We start from the raw sequence: 16545 nt of genomic DNA on the forward strand, positions 1-16545 counted from the left end.
ATTTTTTGTAATATAATTGCCTGAAGCATCTGGATATTATAATATTCTCTCCTTAAACATGCTTAGTGAATAAATACATGAATTTTGTAGTAGTGGGTGGTGAAATATGGCTTTTGGAAGCGATGAGGAACGCAAGGCTTACTATCGTGCATATAACAAAATCTGGTATCAGAAACACAAGAAGCGAATAATTGAAGATCGTAATCATCGTAGAAATGACCTAAAGGAAAGGTTTAATCAGTATAAATTAACGCTTAGTTGTATTCGGTGTGGCGAAAGTCATCCAGCTTGTCTCCATTTTCACCATCGCAACCCAGCAGATAAAGATTTTGCTATGCGAGATATTATTGGCAGATCTTATATATCAGCAGCGCGTCTGGAAAAAAAGATTGCGAAATGCGATGTGCTGTGCGGTAACTGTCATGCCATTCATCATTGGAATGAAAGCCACGATTTTGATGATTGGCGAGATGTTTTGTCAAAGGGTGACGAGGGGAGAAAGGGGACGAATGATGCCAAATAAAGACCCGGGGAAGCGTGCGCAATACTCAAGAGAATATGGCAAACAGTCAGGAACCCCATGTCTAAAGACAGGGGCTTGTGAAAGCAAGCCTGGACCTGACCAGTCTCAGTCTTGAAATACAGACTACGTTAGGAGCGAAACTAGGTACGTTGGGATGCGTTGCCAGTCCCAACCTCTACGGTGCAACATTAAACATCCCTAGAGGGTTAAGGACGTGTGTTGCACGATAAACCGTTCCATAACATTGACGAGGCAAACATCACCTACGAGAGTAGAGGCTCAACTTGAGCAACGTATTCGTGATTGATAGTGGCTACAAACCATTGAATCCAGTCCATCCTGCACGAGCGCGGCTTTTGCTCACACAGGGGAAAGCGTCAGTGTATCGGAGATACCCTTTTACGATCATTCTGAAACGGGTGGTAGAACAGCCAGAGGTCCACACCTTGCGCCTCAAGCTCGATCCAGGCAGTAAAACGACGGGAATTGCCCTGGTGAACGACACCAACGGCCACATTGTGTTCGCGGCTGAACTCTCACATCGAGGGCATGCCATTAAAGATCGTCTTGAGAGTCGTCGTGCAAGTCGCCGGGGGCGTAGGCAGCGTCAAACACGCTACCGCAAGCCGCGATGTAACAATCGACGGAGGAAGAAGGGATGGTTGCCACCATCGTTAGAAAGTCGCCTTGCCAACATTCTGACGTGGGTAGCTCGCCTGTGTCGCTATGCTCCCATTGCCGCTCTCAGTCAGGAGCTTGTGAAGTTTGATCTGCAATTGATGGAGAATCCCGACATTGCAGGCGTGCAATACCAGCAAGGAACCTTGCAAGGCTATGAGGTCAGGGAATATTTGCTGGAAAAATGGGAACGCACGTGTGCTTATTGTGGCAAACAAGAGGTCCCGCTTCAGGTAGAGCATATCCATCCACGTGCCCGTCGTGGGACGAACAGGATAAGCAATCTTACCTTGGCTTGCCAAGCATGCAATACTGCCAAAGGCACTCAGGAGATCGACGTCTTCTTGCAAAAGAAACCTGACGTGCTCAAGCGTCTTCTCGCTCAGGTCAAAAAGCCACTCAAGGATGCCAGCGCTGTCAATAGCACACGATGTGCTTTGCGAGAACGGCTTCAAGCTCTCGGCTTGCCTATCGAGTGTGGGAGCGGTGGCTTGACGAAGTGGAATCGTAGCACGCGAGGACTGCCCAAAACCCACTGGCTCGATGCAGCTTGCGTAGGCAAGAGCACGCCTGATGTGCTTGTGCAGAAGGGAGTCATTCCACTGCGAATCAAAGCGACAGGGCATGGGAGGAGGCAAATGTGTGTGCCTGACAAGTATGGCTTCCCCAAGCAGCACAAAGAGCGCAAAAAGACATTTCTTGGGTATCAAACGGGTGATCTGGTCAAAGCCATAACGCCCAAAGGACCATTTGAAGGACGGATAGCCATTCGTCATCGGCCTTCATTCCGACTGCAGAAGGTCGATATTCACCCCAAATATATGCGGTGTGTGCAACGATCCGATGGCTATGAGTATACACAGAAAGGAGTGCGCCATGCGGGGACCCCTGGCTAAAGCCTGACACTTATACACAAATCTGAAAGTTTGCAGAAGATCCTCAGCATGATGCGAGGGAAAGGTGTTGAAAAAAACGCCCCTTGATGCACAATGATGTGCTTTCAGCTTGGCGAGACAAGCGACGTTTTCACCGAAAGTGTGTCACCTCTCGTGTGGGGAAAAACGAGGCACCTGCAGCGCATCGCTTCCGTGTTCTTTCTCAAGATCGCATATTTGTGTATAAGTGTCAGGGCTAAAGCCAGGGGTCCCCGCATGGCGCAATTTTTAGATGGTACAAAGAGTATAAAAGTTCCCTTCAATGTATGCATTGTGGCATCAGCCATCCTGCCGTACTTCAATTCCACCATCGAGACCAATCAAGCAAGAGTTTTAACATTGCAACGATGGCTATAAAACCAACTAGCCAGAAACGACTTGTTGAGGAAATTGCGAAATGTGATGTACTCTGTGTTAACTGCCACACAAAGCTGCATTGGGAGGAAAAGCATAAAAAATCGTAGAGAAGAATAAAGTTTGGAGAAATAAAAAAAGAGCCGATGGCCGGACTCGAACCGGCGACCAATCGCTTACGAAGCGATTGCTCTACCAACTGAGCTACATCGGCTTGGATGAAGTTTCTTGCGTTGCCTCATCTCTTTGACGGTTATGATTATAACTGCCTCACGCCTCCCTTGTCAAGCACTTTTTTGCTGGAATTTGAGAGGGGACAAAAATTCCTGCGCCTCGGCTTTCCTTGCCGCTCTAATTGACTTCTTCGATGCAGGGCCTCTCCCCTTGACAAGCATGGCTTGTGTTGGTTAAGCTTTATGTGCATGTTGTGAATTATATGTGCTTTGATTTCTTCTATGTGCGGAAAAATGTGGTGGTGATGCTCCTCGCTTTGACGTTTCAGGCATTTCGCTGATGCGTGATTATTCTCCTGTTGTCTTGCTTAAGATTCATGAAGGAGATGCTCTATGTCTGCTACTTCTCCGTCGAATCAGCTCTTTGCTCGCCCCCTGATGCCCTTTACTTCCTTCTCTGACCTGGTTGCTCCCTCTTTTCTGCCGCAGCCGTGGGTGATTCAGAACTTGCTGCCTGTGGGCTTGACGCTGCTCAGTGGTGATCCTCGCTGTGGGAAGACCTCGCTGGCGCAGCAGTTGATGCTTGATATCGCGACCGGTACGACGCCATTTGGGACGCATGACACCACGCTCGATGATGCCTCGCAGCATCTGCGGCCCAGGCGGGGGAGCATTTTCTACCTCTCTCTGACCAGTTCGACGCCCCATTTGCATGAGATCCGCTCTCGCATCTATGCCTCGCGCCCAGATATACCCGCGCTGAGCAACTTGTTTGTGACCAATGCCTTTAAGCCGCTGACACCAGGTGAGGGACTGCAAGAGCTTTGTGACTGGAGAGGGCTTTAGCCCGCCGCAAGCCACGGTTCTTTAGACCGTGGTGAGGCGTGTTATTGGGCTTGAGCCCTTGTCAAGCATAGTACGAATAGAACATATGTTTGGCAATTTCATATCAGCATAGTATTCTCTAAGAGAGATACCATCTATTGTGTGAGAGGAGGTACTGAAAATGGCAAAAGCCACGAAAACCATCAGGCAGGCGTTGCACTATCCGCCGCAGTATGCTGCCTACTTCGCGGCAAACCAGGTCCTCTTCAATCGCGTCGTGGCCTTTTATTTCGACTGTATCCAGGCACACGAAGGTCTTCTTGCCCTCAAAAATAAGGAGGCCCTCACGGCCCTGGAGAAACTCACCCATGGAACGGGTGCGAACCCCCATCCAATCATGCCACTCACCGATCTCGCGCCAGATATCCCGGCGATGTTCAGACGTGCCGCCATCAATGCGGCCCTTGGTTCGGCCCGCGCATTTTCCTCCTCCCTCAAAACATGGCGAGCACGGAAGCAGAAACACGAAGCCAAACAGACGAGATCGGGAGGGAAGAAGAAGCCATTCAAGGAGCGACCACCAGTCCCGCCCCGATCATGGAACAAGTCGGCTCCCTTCTATGCGGGAATCTTTCGTGAGCGCCATCATCACGCTCTCATGCTCAAGGTCTGGACCGGTTCCTGCTGGTCCTGGCTCAAGGTTCACACGTTTTCACGTGATCTGCCCGAAGGGTTCGAGATGGGGAGCCCTTCCCTGGTGCGCATCAGGGATCGCTGGTGGCTACATACTCCCATCGAAAAGACCTTCGAGACTCCCGCCAAAGTCGTAGAGCAACTCACCACCGCCCAGACACGTATCTGCTCGGTGGACCTCAATCTTGATCATCACGTAGCTGTGTGCAGCGTCCAGACCGTTGACGGCACCATCCTGGCTACTTCCTTCATCGGAAATGGCGCAGCGGTATCGGGCTGTAGGAAGCAACTGCTTGGACGCATTGCACGCAACCGATCTCAGACTGGTATCATTGCCGAGAACGAACAGGACAATGCCGACCTCTGGGCCAAAATCAGGCACGTGGACGAACAGATCGCGCATCTGGTGAGCGCTCGCATTGTCCAATTCGCGAGCGAGCACAAGGCGAGCATCCTGGTGTTTGAACATCTGGGCAACCTGCAACCGGAGAAGGGCACGTATTCGCGCCGCAGCAATACCAAACGCGCCTACTGGATGAAAGGGCGCCTGTTCCGCTACGCAAAGTACAAAGCCTGGCATGCAGGCGGCATCATCACCTGCCGTGTGAATCCGCGCAATACGAGCAGAGAATGCCATCGCTGTCACGCTGCGGTCATTCGCTATAACCAGGGACACCCTGTGGAAGGCTACACCCCCGGTGCCGCGCTCTGTCTCTGCCCACAATGCCAGATGCGCGATCATGCCGACAGAAATGCCAGTATCCGTGTCGGACAACGCTTGATCGAGCGGACGCAAGACCCGTTGAAGGAAAAGCCTCATGCTCGTTCGCAACGTGCGAAGAGGGAGTCGAAAGACTCAGGTGTTGGGATCTCCCAGGATGCCAAACGCCAGATGGGACCATCTTTCCCTGCGGCCAGGCGTGGAGATCATGCCAACGGGGATGGCACCCCCCAGGGGAGAAGGCGCCGGATGGGCGCGCCTCTCCCAGATATTGCGTCCCAACTACGGGTTCACTTTGAGTAGTGGCCACGCCACCTGTCTCACGAACCCGACTACGGCACAGTGTCAGAAGCTGCTCGGCTTTAGCCGATGCGGAGTGTCACTGGATTCACTGCTATGCCGATTCGTGTCTACTGGTGATCGATGATCTCGCCTCGTTGCGCTCGCTCTTCCCTGGCAATGATCGGGAGCTGCTGGCCCTGTTGCGGCGCCTGGCGGAGGAGCACCAGATTAGTATTCTCTTGCTGCACTCCTGCAAGCGCTCTTCGCCTCTGGCTGCGCAGGTCGATCATCACTTGCATCTTAAGCGCCTTCCTGTCTCGACGTTCTACACGCTTGAGGTCCATGGTAATCGGCTCTTGCCTATCTCGTACCTTTTGTATTGCCCGGCTGATCGGCTCTCCTTTCGCCTGGCGAGCCTGGAGGAAGAGCGGGCGCTGGATACGTTGAGCGCTCATAAGACGCTGACACGCGAGCGCCTGGGCCTCCTGCGCCTCTTCGATGAGTATGGCTCGATCCTGACGCCACGGCAGGTTGCCGCTCTTCTCCAGCTCGACTATGACTGTGCACGCCAGCTCTTGAGCAAGATGGTGAAGGCTAATCTCTTGACGGCACCGGCGCGTGGCCGCTATGCCATTCACCCCTTTATTAAGCCGCTTGTGCCCTCTCTTCTTGCACACCATCCCTTCCTCCCCAAATTCGATATCGCTCACATTCCCGCCGATGAAGAGGCGGAAGTAGAAGCGGTACCCGCTACCATAGAGCCAGCCGCGCAAGAGGAGAAGCTGGATGCGGAGCCAACCGCTGAAATCGCGACCGCTCACGATGCATTTGATACAACTGCTTCGACTTCCGGCGAGTCTGTCAGTCACCCTGGCCATCAGGGGCCTGAAACGCCAATCGCTCACAATCAGCCTTCTCCTCAGTGGCAGGCTTCAGGCCTGAACGGAAATATCCCTGGCAGTCCCGGCTACCTCCCTGGGTATCAGGCGAACGCTTCACAAATGCCGCCACCCGCCATCTAACCTGACCTCGCTGACGTTCATAGGCCTCTACGGCTGACTGCACCTTTACAACCTAATTGCCTTGATGCACGATGTTTTATGCTCGACAAGCATTGGCTCTTATGATAAGATGGGACGCGATATTCATTTTTGATCTAGCTGGGAGTTCTGCTATGCGTGCCCTACTGGTGGCTACCACCAATCGTCATAAGCTAGACGAATACCGTGCGATCTTCTCAGATCTACCCTTTCAACTCCTGTCCCTCAAGGATATCCAACTGGATCTGGATGTAGAGGAGACGGGAACGACGTTCGCCGAGAACGCGACGCTCAAAGCCCTGGCCTACGCTCAAGCCTCCAATATGCTGGTCCTTGCCGATGACTCTGGCCTGGAGATTGATGCGCTCAATGGCGAACCCGGCGTATATTCGGCGCGCTTCGCGGGCGAGCAGACCTCGTATGCGGAACGCTTCCGCATTATCCTGGAGCGCCTGCGCGATGTGCCGGCTGCGCAGCGTACGGCGCGCTTCCGCTGTGTTATCGCCCTGGCTGAGCCATCTGGCCTCTTGCGCCTGGCCGAGGGGACAATGGAGGGTTTGATCGCGGATGCCCCTCGTGGCGAGCATGGCTTTGGCTACGATCCCATTTTCCTGGTTCCAGATCTGCACAAAACAAATGCCGAGCTTTCGGCTGAGCAGAAAAACGCGCTTAGCCATCGTGGAGCGGCCGCCCGCCAGGCACGCCACCTTCTTGCAACCTGGCCCCAGGCGTGATGGGATGTGATAGACGTGATTTAAATAAAGACCCTCGCATGCGTACTGCAATTCGCCACCAGCGTGGCCCGGCGGAGGTAATTGGTTCGAATAGACGAGAGAGATATATGAGGAACTGCTAAATTATGGCGAAGAAGTCTGCCATCCGTATCGCGTTAGACCTGGAGACAACGGGCCTGCATGCTGAGCAAGATGCCATTCTTGAGGTGGCCGCGATCAAGTTCCAGGGGAGTGAAGTCCTGGATACTTTTGAGACCTTTATTTCACCAGGGCGTTCGATCCCCTATCGCGTGCAGCGCCTGACTGGCATCAAGCCAGAGCTGCTTGTGGGCGCCCCTCCGTTTGACGCCATCTCTCGCCAATTGCATACCTTCCTTGGCGACTATCCAATTGTCGGCCATAGCATTCCCTTTGATGTGGGCTTCCTGCGGCGCTGGGGCCTGGCGCGCTCCAATCCCATGGTCGATACCTTTGAACTGGCGACCGTGCTGCTGCCCTCCCTCTCTAGCTATAATCTGGGCCAGGTCGCGCACTCGCTGGGTATCCAGGTTCCCAGTGACCGCCATCGCGCCATGGTTGATACCGTCCTGGCGATGCAGGTCTTCCTCTCGCTCTATGAGCGCCTGCAAACCGTGGACCTGGCGCTCTTGCAGGACCTGGCTCACCTGGATGGTCCGCGTTCCTGGCCGCTGCTCCACTTCTTCCGCCATGAACTGCGCCTGCGCCAGGAGCATGATGGTGCGTCTAATTTGAGCCGGGGCATCCTGGGTGATCGCTTTGCCGCGCAACTTGGTATGGATCCTCGTGTCCTCTCCTTCGCCATCGCACGCAAAGACGATGCGCCTCCTCCCGCGCCAACCGCTCTTCCCGTTGCCACGACCGCTCACATTCAAGAGGCAGAGATATCGGCTGAGGCTCCCTTTGGAACGTCGGTGGCTCACGAGGCGGTGTATGAGGCCTTTGAGCAGCGGAAGCCGCTTGTGGTTGAAGTGACGATTGGTGATAACGATTATACGCCCGTCCTGCTCTCTGCTCTGCGCTGGCTCAATGAGCCCGAAGGGGAGACGGGCACGCCGCGCCGGCTGGTAATTGCCTGCGCGAACCAGCAGGGGGCGCGGCGCCTGGTGTCCAAGACTCTGCCCACGCTGCAAAATCGCTTAGAGAGCCAGCTCTCCGTGGCCTACCTGGCTGAGCGGGGGGGCTATCTGTGTGCCCATCGCTGGTTTGGCGCGGCCCTCCGGCGCACCAGCGGCGAGCTGACCGCTGAGCAGGCGCGTGGCCTGGCAAAGCTCGGCCTCTGGGCGCAACAGACGCTCACGGGCGAGCGCGGCGAACTGACGCTGCTGCCCCAGGAGTCTGCCGCCTGGGAGCGTATTTCGTCCGGTGTGGAGCGGCTCCCCTCGGCGGACCCGCGCGCTGGCTCGATTTACCAGCGCTGTACCTATCGCCGTAAGGGCCTCTGCTTTGTGAGCCTTGCTGAGGAGCGCGTCAAAAATGCCCGCATCGTGGTGACCACGCATGCCGGTCTTTTTGACGATCTTTCCTCTTCGCACTCGCTCCTCTCCGGGATTGAGCAACGTGTCGTCCTGGATAGCGATCTTCTGGATGAGGAGAATGCGCGCTGGAGCGGTGCCGAATTTCGCCAGGAGCACCTGCTGAACCTGCTCAATACGATTGGCGCCGAGCTTCCCACTGGTCGCTATCAGGGGTTGCTGGCCCTGGCCGCGCCCTCGTTGCGCGAAAATGGCCCGGGTGGCATCTCTTCCACGCCCACGGTCGCCAAAGCCGAGCTTGATCAGCGGATGCTGAGCTGGTTCCAGACGCTGCGCCAGGCACGTGCCGCCGTCGAGCAGCTCTTTAAGAGCTTCCAGGCTTTGATTGAGGATGCCGCGCACCAGGGCAATGGGAAAGGGAAGGGCGAGGGCGCGGGACGCTCAGCAGGTTCTCGGAGTCATGAACGCCTGGATCAGCCTCTGCGATTGACCTCTCAGTCGTGCCAGGTTGGAGCCTGGAACGAGGTTGAGCAGGCCTGGAAACAGGCCGCGCATCGCCTGCAGTCCGTGATTGACCTCGCGCGCCAGGCCGAGAAAATCATTCTCGCGCCCCAGAAGAACGCGCATAAGGAAAAAGGGAGCGGCGAGGATAGCTCGCTGGCTTCTGAGTTGGCCGCAGCCGCGCACCAGTTGCTGGAGCAGAAACGCCTGGCTGAGCAGGCTCTCTCCCTGGGCGAGAGCGAGTCTGTCTACTGGCTGCGTATGCCGCCGACGCCAGTCTCGCATGCCGGACATCAGCGTCCGGGGCAGGGTCCCCAGACCTTAAGCGAGCCTGCGCCCCCGATCTTGCATACCCAGTTGGTGCAGACCTCGGCGCTGCTGCGGCGCCTGCTGTTGCGCGAGCAGCGTGGCACGATCTTCGCGGGAACCGCGCTTTCGGTCGATGGTTCCTTCGCTTTTACACAGGGGCGCCTGGGCCTGGAGAGTGAGCAGGGCCTGACCCTCTCGATTGAGCGGCCTCATCATGAGCAGACACTGCTCTACCTCATGGACGACGTGCCTGAACCCAATGTGCCGCAGTACCAGCGCCACCTGGATGAGACCATCATGCAGATGGCGAGCGCTCTGGAGGGGCAAACGGTTGTGCTCTTTACCTCGCATGCCGCCTTGCGTAGCTCGTATACTGCCATTAAACCCATGCTAGAGGCGCGTGGCATCCTGGTCCTGGGGCAGGGCATCGATGGCTCACCGCGTAACCTCTGGCAGATCTATCGCGAGCAAGAGCACGTGGTCCTGCTGGGAACGGGCAGCTTCTGGGACGCGAGCGACGATGTGACCATTTCGCCTACCTGCCTGATCGTCTCGCGCTTGCCGATGCCGGTCCTGCATGACCCTCCAATCGCCGCGCGCGCCGAACTGATCTCCGATCAATTGCATAACCTGACTGTGCCCATGGCTGCCCTGCGCGTCAGGCGCGCCCTGAATAAAATCGCCTGGCATAATGATAAACGCAATGCTGTGATCATGTTTGATAAGCGGGTCGTCTCAAAAGAGTATGGCGCGATGGTCTTGCAGAGCCTGCCGCGCTGCTCCCAGCGACGCGGCGGAGCCTCACGCGCCGCCGAAAGCGTGCTCGACTGGCTGACCGATACCGGCTCGTGGGAATAGGCATCTCGGGAGCACATCTTTTTGGTAGGGACCCGGTTTACCGCGTCCAAATGCCATTCATGGCATGTTGGCGCAGCCGAAACCGTTTGGGACCGATGTGATGTGTGATGCAACATTATGCAATGGAACTATATGGGCTGCGCCTACAGGCGATCAATCGCCTTTGGACGCGGTAAACCGGGTCCCTACCATAGGGGAAGCGTTTGGGGCCTGCTGGGAGAGTACCAGGAAAGGATATATTGTATTTATGGCTTTAGATACTACTGCCCCGGTGGAGGGGCCGCGCAAACTACGTGTTGTATATGGTTCGTGTCCGCATGATTGCCCTGACTGCTGCGCCCTGGAGACGCAGGTCGATGAGAATGGGCGGGCCGTAAGCGTGCGTGGGCGCGCCGATCATCCGATTACACGCGGCTGGCTCTGTGCCAAGGTCAATCGCTACCTGGAGCGTGTCTATCATCCCGAGCGCCTGCTCTATCCCCTGCGCCGCGTCGGACCCAAGGGCAGCGGCAAGTTTGAGCGTATCTCCTGGGACGAGGCTATTTCCGAGATTACCAGTCGCTGGAAGCAGATCATCGCCGAGCATGGTGCCCAGTCTATTTTGCCATATAGCTATGCGGGTACCCTGGGAACCGTCCAGGGCGGAGTTACCGATGAGCGCCTCTGGAACCGCCTGGGGGCCTCTGGCCTGGAGCGAGCCATCTGTGGGCATGCCGCTGAAGAGGGCGTGCAACTGGTGGTTGGTGGTCGCCTGGCCCCCTCGCCCGAGGTCCTGGTCGAGAGCAAGCTGATCCTTATCTGGGGCAGTAATCCCGCCAGTACCGCGCCTCACATCATGCCTTTCCTGCGCCAGGCGCAGAAGAATGGCGCCCAGGTGATTGTGATCGATCCCATTCGCACTCTCACGGCACGCTCGGCGGACCAGCATATCCAGCCCTATCCGGGGACCGATGCCGCCCTGGCTCTGGCGATGATGTATGTCATGGTTCACGAAGGCCTGCACGATCAGCAGTGGCTCGATGCGCATACCGTGGGCTGGGAGAAGTTCCTTGAGCGCATCAATGAGTGGACTCCGGCGCGGGCCGCGCGCGTGACAGGCCTGGCAGAAGAGCTGATCGTCGACCTGGCACGCCGCTACGCCACGGCGAAGCCCGCCATGCTGCGCCTGACCGATGGCATTAACCGCCACACCAATGGTGGGCAGACTGTGCGTACCCTGACCTGTCTCCCCGCCGTGGCTGGACACTATGGCGAGCGCGCTGGCGGTCTGATGTATAGCACCAGCGATTGGCTCAAGTGGGATAAGCAGGCACGGGGACACGCGCATGAGACCAGTTGCCCCCCGAGCCGCGTGTGCTGAATATGAACCGCCTGGGCGCGATCCTCACGGGCGAAGCCGATCCTCCTGTGTACTCGCTCTTCGTCTATAATGCCAATCCCGTGGCGTCGACGCCTAATGTAGGCAAGATTATTGAGGGCCTGATGCGCGATGACCTCTTTACGGTCGTACATGAGCTCTTCGAGACCGATACCGCGCGCTATGCCGATATTATCCTGCCCGCGACCAGCCAGCTTGAGCAGCGCGACCTGCATAAGCCTTATGGTCACCTGACACTCCAGTATAATGAGCCGGCGATTGAGCCGCTGGGCGAGGCGCGTAGCAACTGGGACGTCATGCGCGCCCTGGCGAAGGGCATGGGATATGACGAACCCTGGCTCCAGGCCGACGTAGACGAGATTATTGAAGAGTTGCTGGAGGCCTCGCGTCCCCAGAACACCAGCTTACAAGGCATTACCCTGGAGCGCCTGAAGGCGGAGGGCGCGATCCCCCTGACGCTCTCCGAGGAGGAGCAGGTGCCATTCGCCGATGGTGTCTTCCGCACTCCGTCCGGAAAGGTTGAGTTCTACTCGGCGCAGGCCCTTGCCAAAGGTTATGATCCTCTGCCAGGCTGGGTCCCCGAGGTGGAGTCGCATGTCCAGGAGCGCGAGATTGTGCCAGTGGATGAGCGCCTGCCCCTGCTCTGTCCGGCAGCGCACCACTTCCTTAGCTCGTCGTTCGGCAATGTCGGGGTACTCAAGGAGAAAGAGCGCTTCCCGCGCCTCTGGATTCACCCCGTGGACGCGCAGAAGCGGGATATTCGCAGCGGCCAGCTTGTGCGTGTCAGCAATGAGCGTGGCTGGTGCCGGCTGGTCGCGGATGTCTCTGAGGAAGTGCGCGAGGGCGTCCTGGCTACGACGACCGTCTGGTGGCCTATGTTTAGTCCCGACCAGCGCAACGTGAACTGGACGACCTCTGATCGCCTCGCCGATTTTAATGGCGGTAGTACCTTCTATACCAATCTAGTACTGGTAGAACCTTCTGTCGAGCCATAGGCCGATTTGCGTATGTTATAATCCAGAGAAGGCTATTTTAGCTCAACACGAAACGCAGACCGGTAGAGACCCGGTTTGCCGCGTCCAATACGCATCAAGCGAAGGTTTCCCGCCCATGCAGGGAGAAAAAAGGAGTGCTTCTAAAGGGCGCGCCTACCTTTTTTCTCCCTGCTGGGTGGGGGCGTTTCTTCTTCCAGGGGAGTGGGGGTAGGTGCGCCCTTTAGAAGCACTAACTGATCTGTGACGCAAGCTAAGAAGGACTGATTCAGGCATTATGCATATGCACGTACAGAGAGATCTTACTAACGTCTATCGCGCTGTTCTGCGTTCCATCTCTGAGATCTGGACCTCGCTTCAGCAGAATCGAGATGTAGATGGGTTGCTTCAGCAAATCGCAGATGCAACCTGCCAGGCTCTGGGCTTTCGCTATAGCGCGCTCTATTTAGAGGACGAGCATCACAATTTTTATGTACGTGCTACCTCGTCGAGTGTTCCTGCTGAACATACTGCCTATCTGCGCCAGCATCCCATGCCCGCGTATGTCGCCTCCCTTCTCACTCAGCCCGCTCTTCGGTGCCGCAACTCCTATTTTATTCCTGGCGAGGCCGATGTCTGGCAAGATGAAAGTGTGGCCGCGCATTTTGTCATCGTGCAGGAGGGGGAGCCTGTGATAACGACGCTGAGCTATGAAGAACTGGGTGTAGGAGAGGATATATCGCAATGGCGACCCAATGATCTCTTGCTGGTTCCCCTGCGCAAAGGGGATGGTAGCATTATCGGTTTCCTGACGCCCGATTCTCCCCTCGATGGGTTGCGTCCCTCGCCCGAGACAGTGGATGTATTGGAGGTCTTTGCCAGCCAGGCCACGGGCGTAATTGAATGGGCGCATCTCTATGAAGAGGCCCAGAGTAGTAGTCAGGAGCGGGCGGCCCTGATCGAGATTGGGCGTGCGCTCTCAGCTCCTGAGGCCTTACGCGATCTCAGCACGGTCTACCAGGTGCTCTATGCGCAATTATGTCGTGTGATGCCGGTAGATGGTTTTTTTGTCACGCGCTGCGATTTCGCTAGAGATGAAATGTATGCTGATTACATCATCGATGAGGATATATCCTATCCCTCTCCAGAGCCCCAGTCCCCTATTTCACCCTGGATAGGCTATATGCTTACAGAGCACCTGACCTATTGCTTCTTAACCGCTCAGGAGCATGAAGATTTTGTGCTACAACATACCGATCGCACTAAGGTTATTCTGTTTGGGAGCAAGCGCCGCAGTGAGTCACTGATCTTTGTCCCTGTCCACTATGGGGATGAGGCAATAGGTATGCTCTCGGTGCAGTCCTATCAACCCCATGTTTATACCCAGCGTCATGTGCAGATGATCAAGGAGATCGCTGTCCAGGCGGGAATCGCCATGATGAACGCTCGTCGCTATAGCGAACTGGGGCAGGCCATGCGCCAGGCCCAGGAGTCCGAGCAGCTGAAAAACCAGTTTCTGATGACGGCCTCCCATGAATTACGCACCCCGCTGACAGCCATTCAAGGCTATCTCGAATTGCTCAGCACGCACGGTGCCTACCTGGATGAGGAGCGCAAACAGCGCTTCATTGACAATGCGCGCCGGGCCTGTGATGAGCTGGTCCTCCTGTTGGGCAATGTCATGGATACCAGTCGTATTGACCAGGAGTGGGTCTCGGTCAAACGTGATGTCGTCGCTATCTCGCCCGCGGTGGCGCAGATTCTGGAGATCCTCGATCCCACCATTACCCGTGAGCAGCGCCATATCGAGCTTGATCTGGCGGATGACCTCTCCGTCTGGGCGGATGACCTGCGCCTGCGCCAGGTATTGATGAATCTGGTGGGTAACGCGCTGAAATATACGCCACCTGCCACGCAGATCGCTATTGGCGCGCAGCGCCTCTCCTGCAACGAGACACTTCGGCGTATTGAGGAGGCCCAACCTGGAGGCGTAAATATGTTGACGGGGGAACGCTGTGTGCTTATCTGGGTGCGTGACTGGGGGCCTGGCATCAGCCAGAAGGAGCAGGAGAAGCTCTTCACCAAGTTCTCACGCCTCTCAACTGAAGCCACGCAGGCGCAGCGAGGCGCAGGCTGGGGCCTCTACCTCTGTCGCAAACTCGTCGAGGCCATGAATGGCTCTATCTGGGTCGAAAGCCAGGGCATCCCTGGCGAAGGCAGCACCTTCCTCATCGCCCTCCCCGAGACCGAAGGGCAATAGTTGTGTCTGTGGCGGTAGCTGACTCCATCAGCTACTACCACAGACACACAAACTCTACAGCTGGGCGGAATAGGTAGGCCGTCGCCCATTATTTGACGCGCTTTGAGGTCTATGCTACCATATTCCTAGCTGACTTTTGTGTTTGCGGGAGGAAAATTTATCATGAACTTATATGAACAATTGCACGTTGTTCATGAGCGGCTAGAGGGAATTGGCGCGCATGACGATAGCATGGACCTGGTGGAGAAGTTGTTAAAGCGTGCTGAGCCTACGAAGCATGAGAAAACCAGCGTGGCACAGGTTCAGGTAGTGCGTCACATGCTGCGTATGCCAGAGGTGATCGACAACTACAATATCTATAACGATTTGCAGGAACTGTTGAGCGAGCGTGAGGAGAGCGATATCGCAGCCCGTGAAGACGCCGCCCCGGCAGCCTATGTCGACACATCGCACCGTCCCAAACCCAAGTCGTTCTACAAGGCGCAGAAAGATAAAGCCAAGAAGAAGGGCTAGCCTCATCTATCATTCGAGAAAAGAGGTTGGCCCTTCAATTTGTTTTGGCTGCGTATATTGGCCGCCGAGTTGTAGCTGTTCCTTCATGGCCTGCAATTGAAGTTCTACGTTCTGTTGCATGTCGATACGCTGCAACTCGCGGCCAAGCGCATCTCCTGCTCCCAGAGAGCGCTGTTCCCCTATGACTCCTTGCTCAAGCAGCTCTTCGAGCGCGTTGGCCCGCGCCTGCATGGTGAGAATTTTCTCTTGGGCGCGCTGCATGGCGAGGTGAATCTCTCCCATCTCACCAGATATGCCCCCAAGCGATTCCCGCAGTTTTACCTGTGTCTGCGCGGCATGATACTGAACTTTAGCCATCTCCTTCTGGGTGCGGAAGACCTCGATCCGCGTGGCGACATCCTGTTCCATCTGGAGCAGGCGCTCCTCCTGCTCGCGTAGTTGGGCGATCTGGCGTTCATAGTTGTGCAGTTGCGGCACAAACAGCTCTTTGCGTTGCAGCGCCTGGCGTGCCAGGTCTTCGCGCCCCAGGCGCAGAGCCTGCCCTGCCTGACTGGTGAGCTTATCGACATTATTGAGAAGCTGCGTTTGTTGCAGCTCTAGCTGCTTGCGATTGGTCGCGATATCGGCAATAGCCCGGCGCAATTGTTGTACCTGCTCAACCTGTTTGGTATACGCATAATCCAGCACTGCCCCAGGCTCCTCCGCCTTCTCTAGCGCAGCCCTGGTGCGAATGCGGAAGAGCAACGCGAGACGAGAGAATAGGCCCATAAATCTTCCTCCAGGTGTAATTAGGAACGACGCTGCTGAAGCACGCGTCTACATATCAAGGCACGAAGGCCCATGATATAAATACACCGTAATTAATACGCGCAGCTATGGCATTCTGTTGCGCTGTTGCTTACCCTTTAGAAAGCGAGCAGGGCTATTTCATTCTCTCCTGCTTCCCGCTTCGGTTTGCGCCTGCGGCGCTTAGTGGGTAAAGGGATGGGCAGTATGGCATGGGCGAATGCCATACTGCCCATCCCTTTACCCTCCGGCGAGCTTGCGAGCCGGAATTGAGAGGAGTGGAAGACGTTTGAGAAAGGCGAAAAAAGGATTGACAATCTTTTGAAGATGGGTTATACTAAGCCATGTAAGCGATAAGCAAGCGAGAGTAACTCAGTGGTAGAGTGTCACTTTCCCAAAGTGATGGTCGCGGGTTCGAATCCCGTCTCTCGCTCTTTTTTATGCCCAAAAAGCCCGGCGCTACTGGCGTACGCGCCTACTTCCGGAAGTAGGCGCGTACGCCAGTAGCGCCGGGCTTT

12 protein-coding genes and 2 tRNA genes are annotated in these 16545 nt (G+C 56.1%); 12 read left to right on the forward strand and 2 right to left on the reverse strand.

Annotated elements, in window-relative coordinates:
• Nucleotides 1-106 precede the first annotated feature (106 nt).
• Both KTE_RS25040 and iscB read left to right on the forward strand, forming a co-directional pair.
• Nucleotides 107-523 carry a hypothetical protein gene (locus tag KTE_RS25040; protein WP_201385818.1) on the forward strand — a complete coding sequence of 139 codons (417 nt, stop codon included), beginning with the start codon at nt 107-109 and terminating at the stop codon, nt 521-523.
• Between the two features lie 284 nt (nt 524-807).
• Nucleotides 808-2097, forward strand: coding sequence for an RNA-guided endonuclease IscB (gene iscB, locus KTE_RS25045; protein WP_201385819.1), 1290 nt, complete (start codon nt 808-810; stop codon nt 2095-2097).
• Between the two features lie 534 nt (nt 2098-2631).
• Here iscB and KTE_RS25050 read toward each other — a convergent pair.
• Nucleotides 2632-2704, reverse strand: a tRNA-Thr gene (locus KTE_RS25050).
• A gap of 352 nt (nt 2705-3056) precedes the next feature.
• On the opposite strand from KTE_RS25050, the gene KTE_RS25055 reads away from it, so the two are divergent.
• The 9 genes from KTE_RS25055 (at nt 3057) to KTE_RS25095 (ending at nt 15241) form a co-directional block, all read left to right on the forward strand.
• A complete protein-coding gene (locus tag KTE_RS25055; protein ID WP_201385820.1) occupies nt 3057-3509 on the forward strand; it encodes an AAA family ATPase in 453 nt (150 codons plus the stop codon).
• A 160-nt stretch (nt 3510-3669) separates the two neighbouring features.
• On the forward strand, nt 3670-5205 hold the full coding sequence (locus tag KTE_RS25060) for a zinc ribbon domain-containing protein (RefSeq protein WP_201385821.1): 1536 nt from the start codon (nt 3670-3672) through the stop codon (nt 5203-5205).
• Nucleotides 5205-6206: a hypothetical protein gene (locus KTE_RS25065; RefSeq protein WP_201385823.1), complete on the forward strand. Its 1002-nt coding sequence runs from the start codon at nt 5205-5207 to the stop codon at nt 6204-6206. The genes KTE_RS25060 and KTE_RS25065 overlap by 1 nt, the downstream gene beginning before the upstream one ends.
• 152 nt (nt 6207-6358) lie before the next feature.
• Entirely contained in the window at nt 6359-6958 is a 600-nt protein-coding gene (locus KTE_RS25070) for an XTP/dITP diphosphatase (protein WP_201385824.1), read from the forward strand.
• 125 nt (nt 6959-7083) lie between these two features.
• Nucleotides 7084-10119 carry an exonuclease domain-containing protein gene (locus KTE_RS25075; protein ID WP_201385825.1) on the forward strand — a complete coding sequence of 1012 codons (3036 nt, stop codon included), beginning with the start codon at nt 7084-7086 and terminating at the stop codon, nt 10117-10119.
• A gap of 247 nt (nt 10120-10366) precedes the next feature.
• Nucleotides 10367-11479, forward strand: coding sequence for a molybdopterin-dependent oxidoreductase (locus KTE_RS25080; RefSeq protein WP_201385826.1), 1113 nt, complete (start codon nt 10367-10369; stop codon nt 11477-11479).
• Nucleotides 11455-12492: a molybdopterin-dependent oxidoreductase gene (locus KTE_RS25085; RefSeq protein ID WP_201385827.1), complete on the forward strand. Its 1038-nt coding sequence runs from the start codon at nt 11455-11457 to the stop codon at nt 12490-12492. Before KTE_RS25080 ends, KTE_RS25085 begins: the two co-directional genes overlap by 25 nt.
• Before the next feature lie 280 nt (nt 12493-12772).
• Nucleotides 12773-14728 carry an ATP-binding protein gene (locus tag KTE_RS25090; RefSeq protein WP_201385828.1) on the forward strand — a complete coding sequence of 652 codons (1956 nt, stop codon included), beginning with the start codon at nt 12773-12775 and terminating at the stop codon, nt 14726-14728.
• A 162-nt stretch (nt 14729-14890) separates the two neighbouring features.
• A complete protein-coding gene (locus KTE_RS25095) occupies nt 14891-15241 on the forward strand; it encodes a hypothetical protein (protein ID WP_201385829.1) in 351 nt (116 codons plus the stop codon).
• A 9-nt stretch (nt 15242-15250) separates the two neighbouring features.
• Here the strand turns inward: KTE_RS25095 and KTE_RS25100 are convergent, their stop codons facing one another.
• On the reverse strand, nt 15251-16009 hold the full coding sequence (locus tag KTE_RS25100) for a PspA/IM30 family protein (protein ID WP_201385831.1): 759 nt from the start codon (nt 16007-16009) through the stop codon (nt 15251-15253).
• A gap of 379 nt (nt 16010-16388) precedes the next feature.
• On the opposite strand from KTE_RS25100, the gene KTE_RS25105 reads away from it, so the two are divergent.
• A tRNA-Gly gene (locus KTE_RS25105) sits at nt 16389-16460 on the forward strand.
• Nucleotides 16461-16545 lie beyond the last annotated feature (85 nt).

Source organism: Ktedonobacter sp. SOSP1-85 (genome assembly GCF_016587415.1).
Taxonomy (GTDB): domain Bacteria; phylum Chloroflexota; class Ktedonobacteria; order Ktedonobacterales; family Ktedonobacteraceae; genus Ktedonobacter.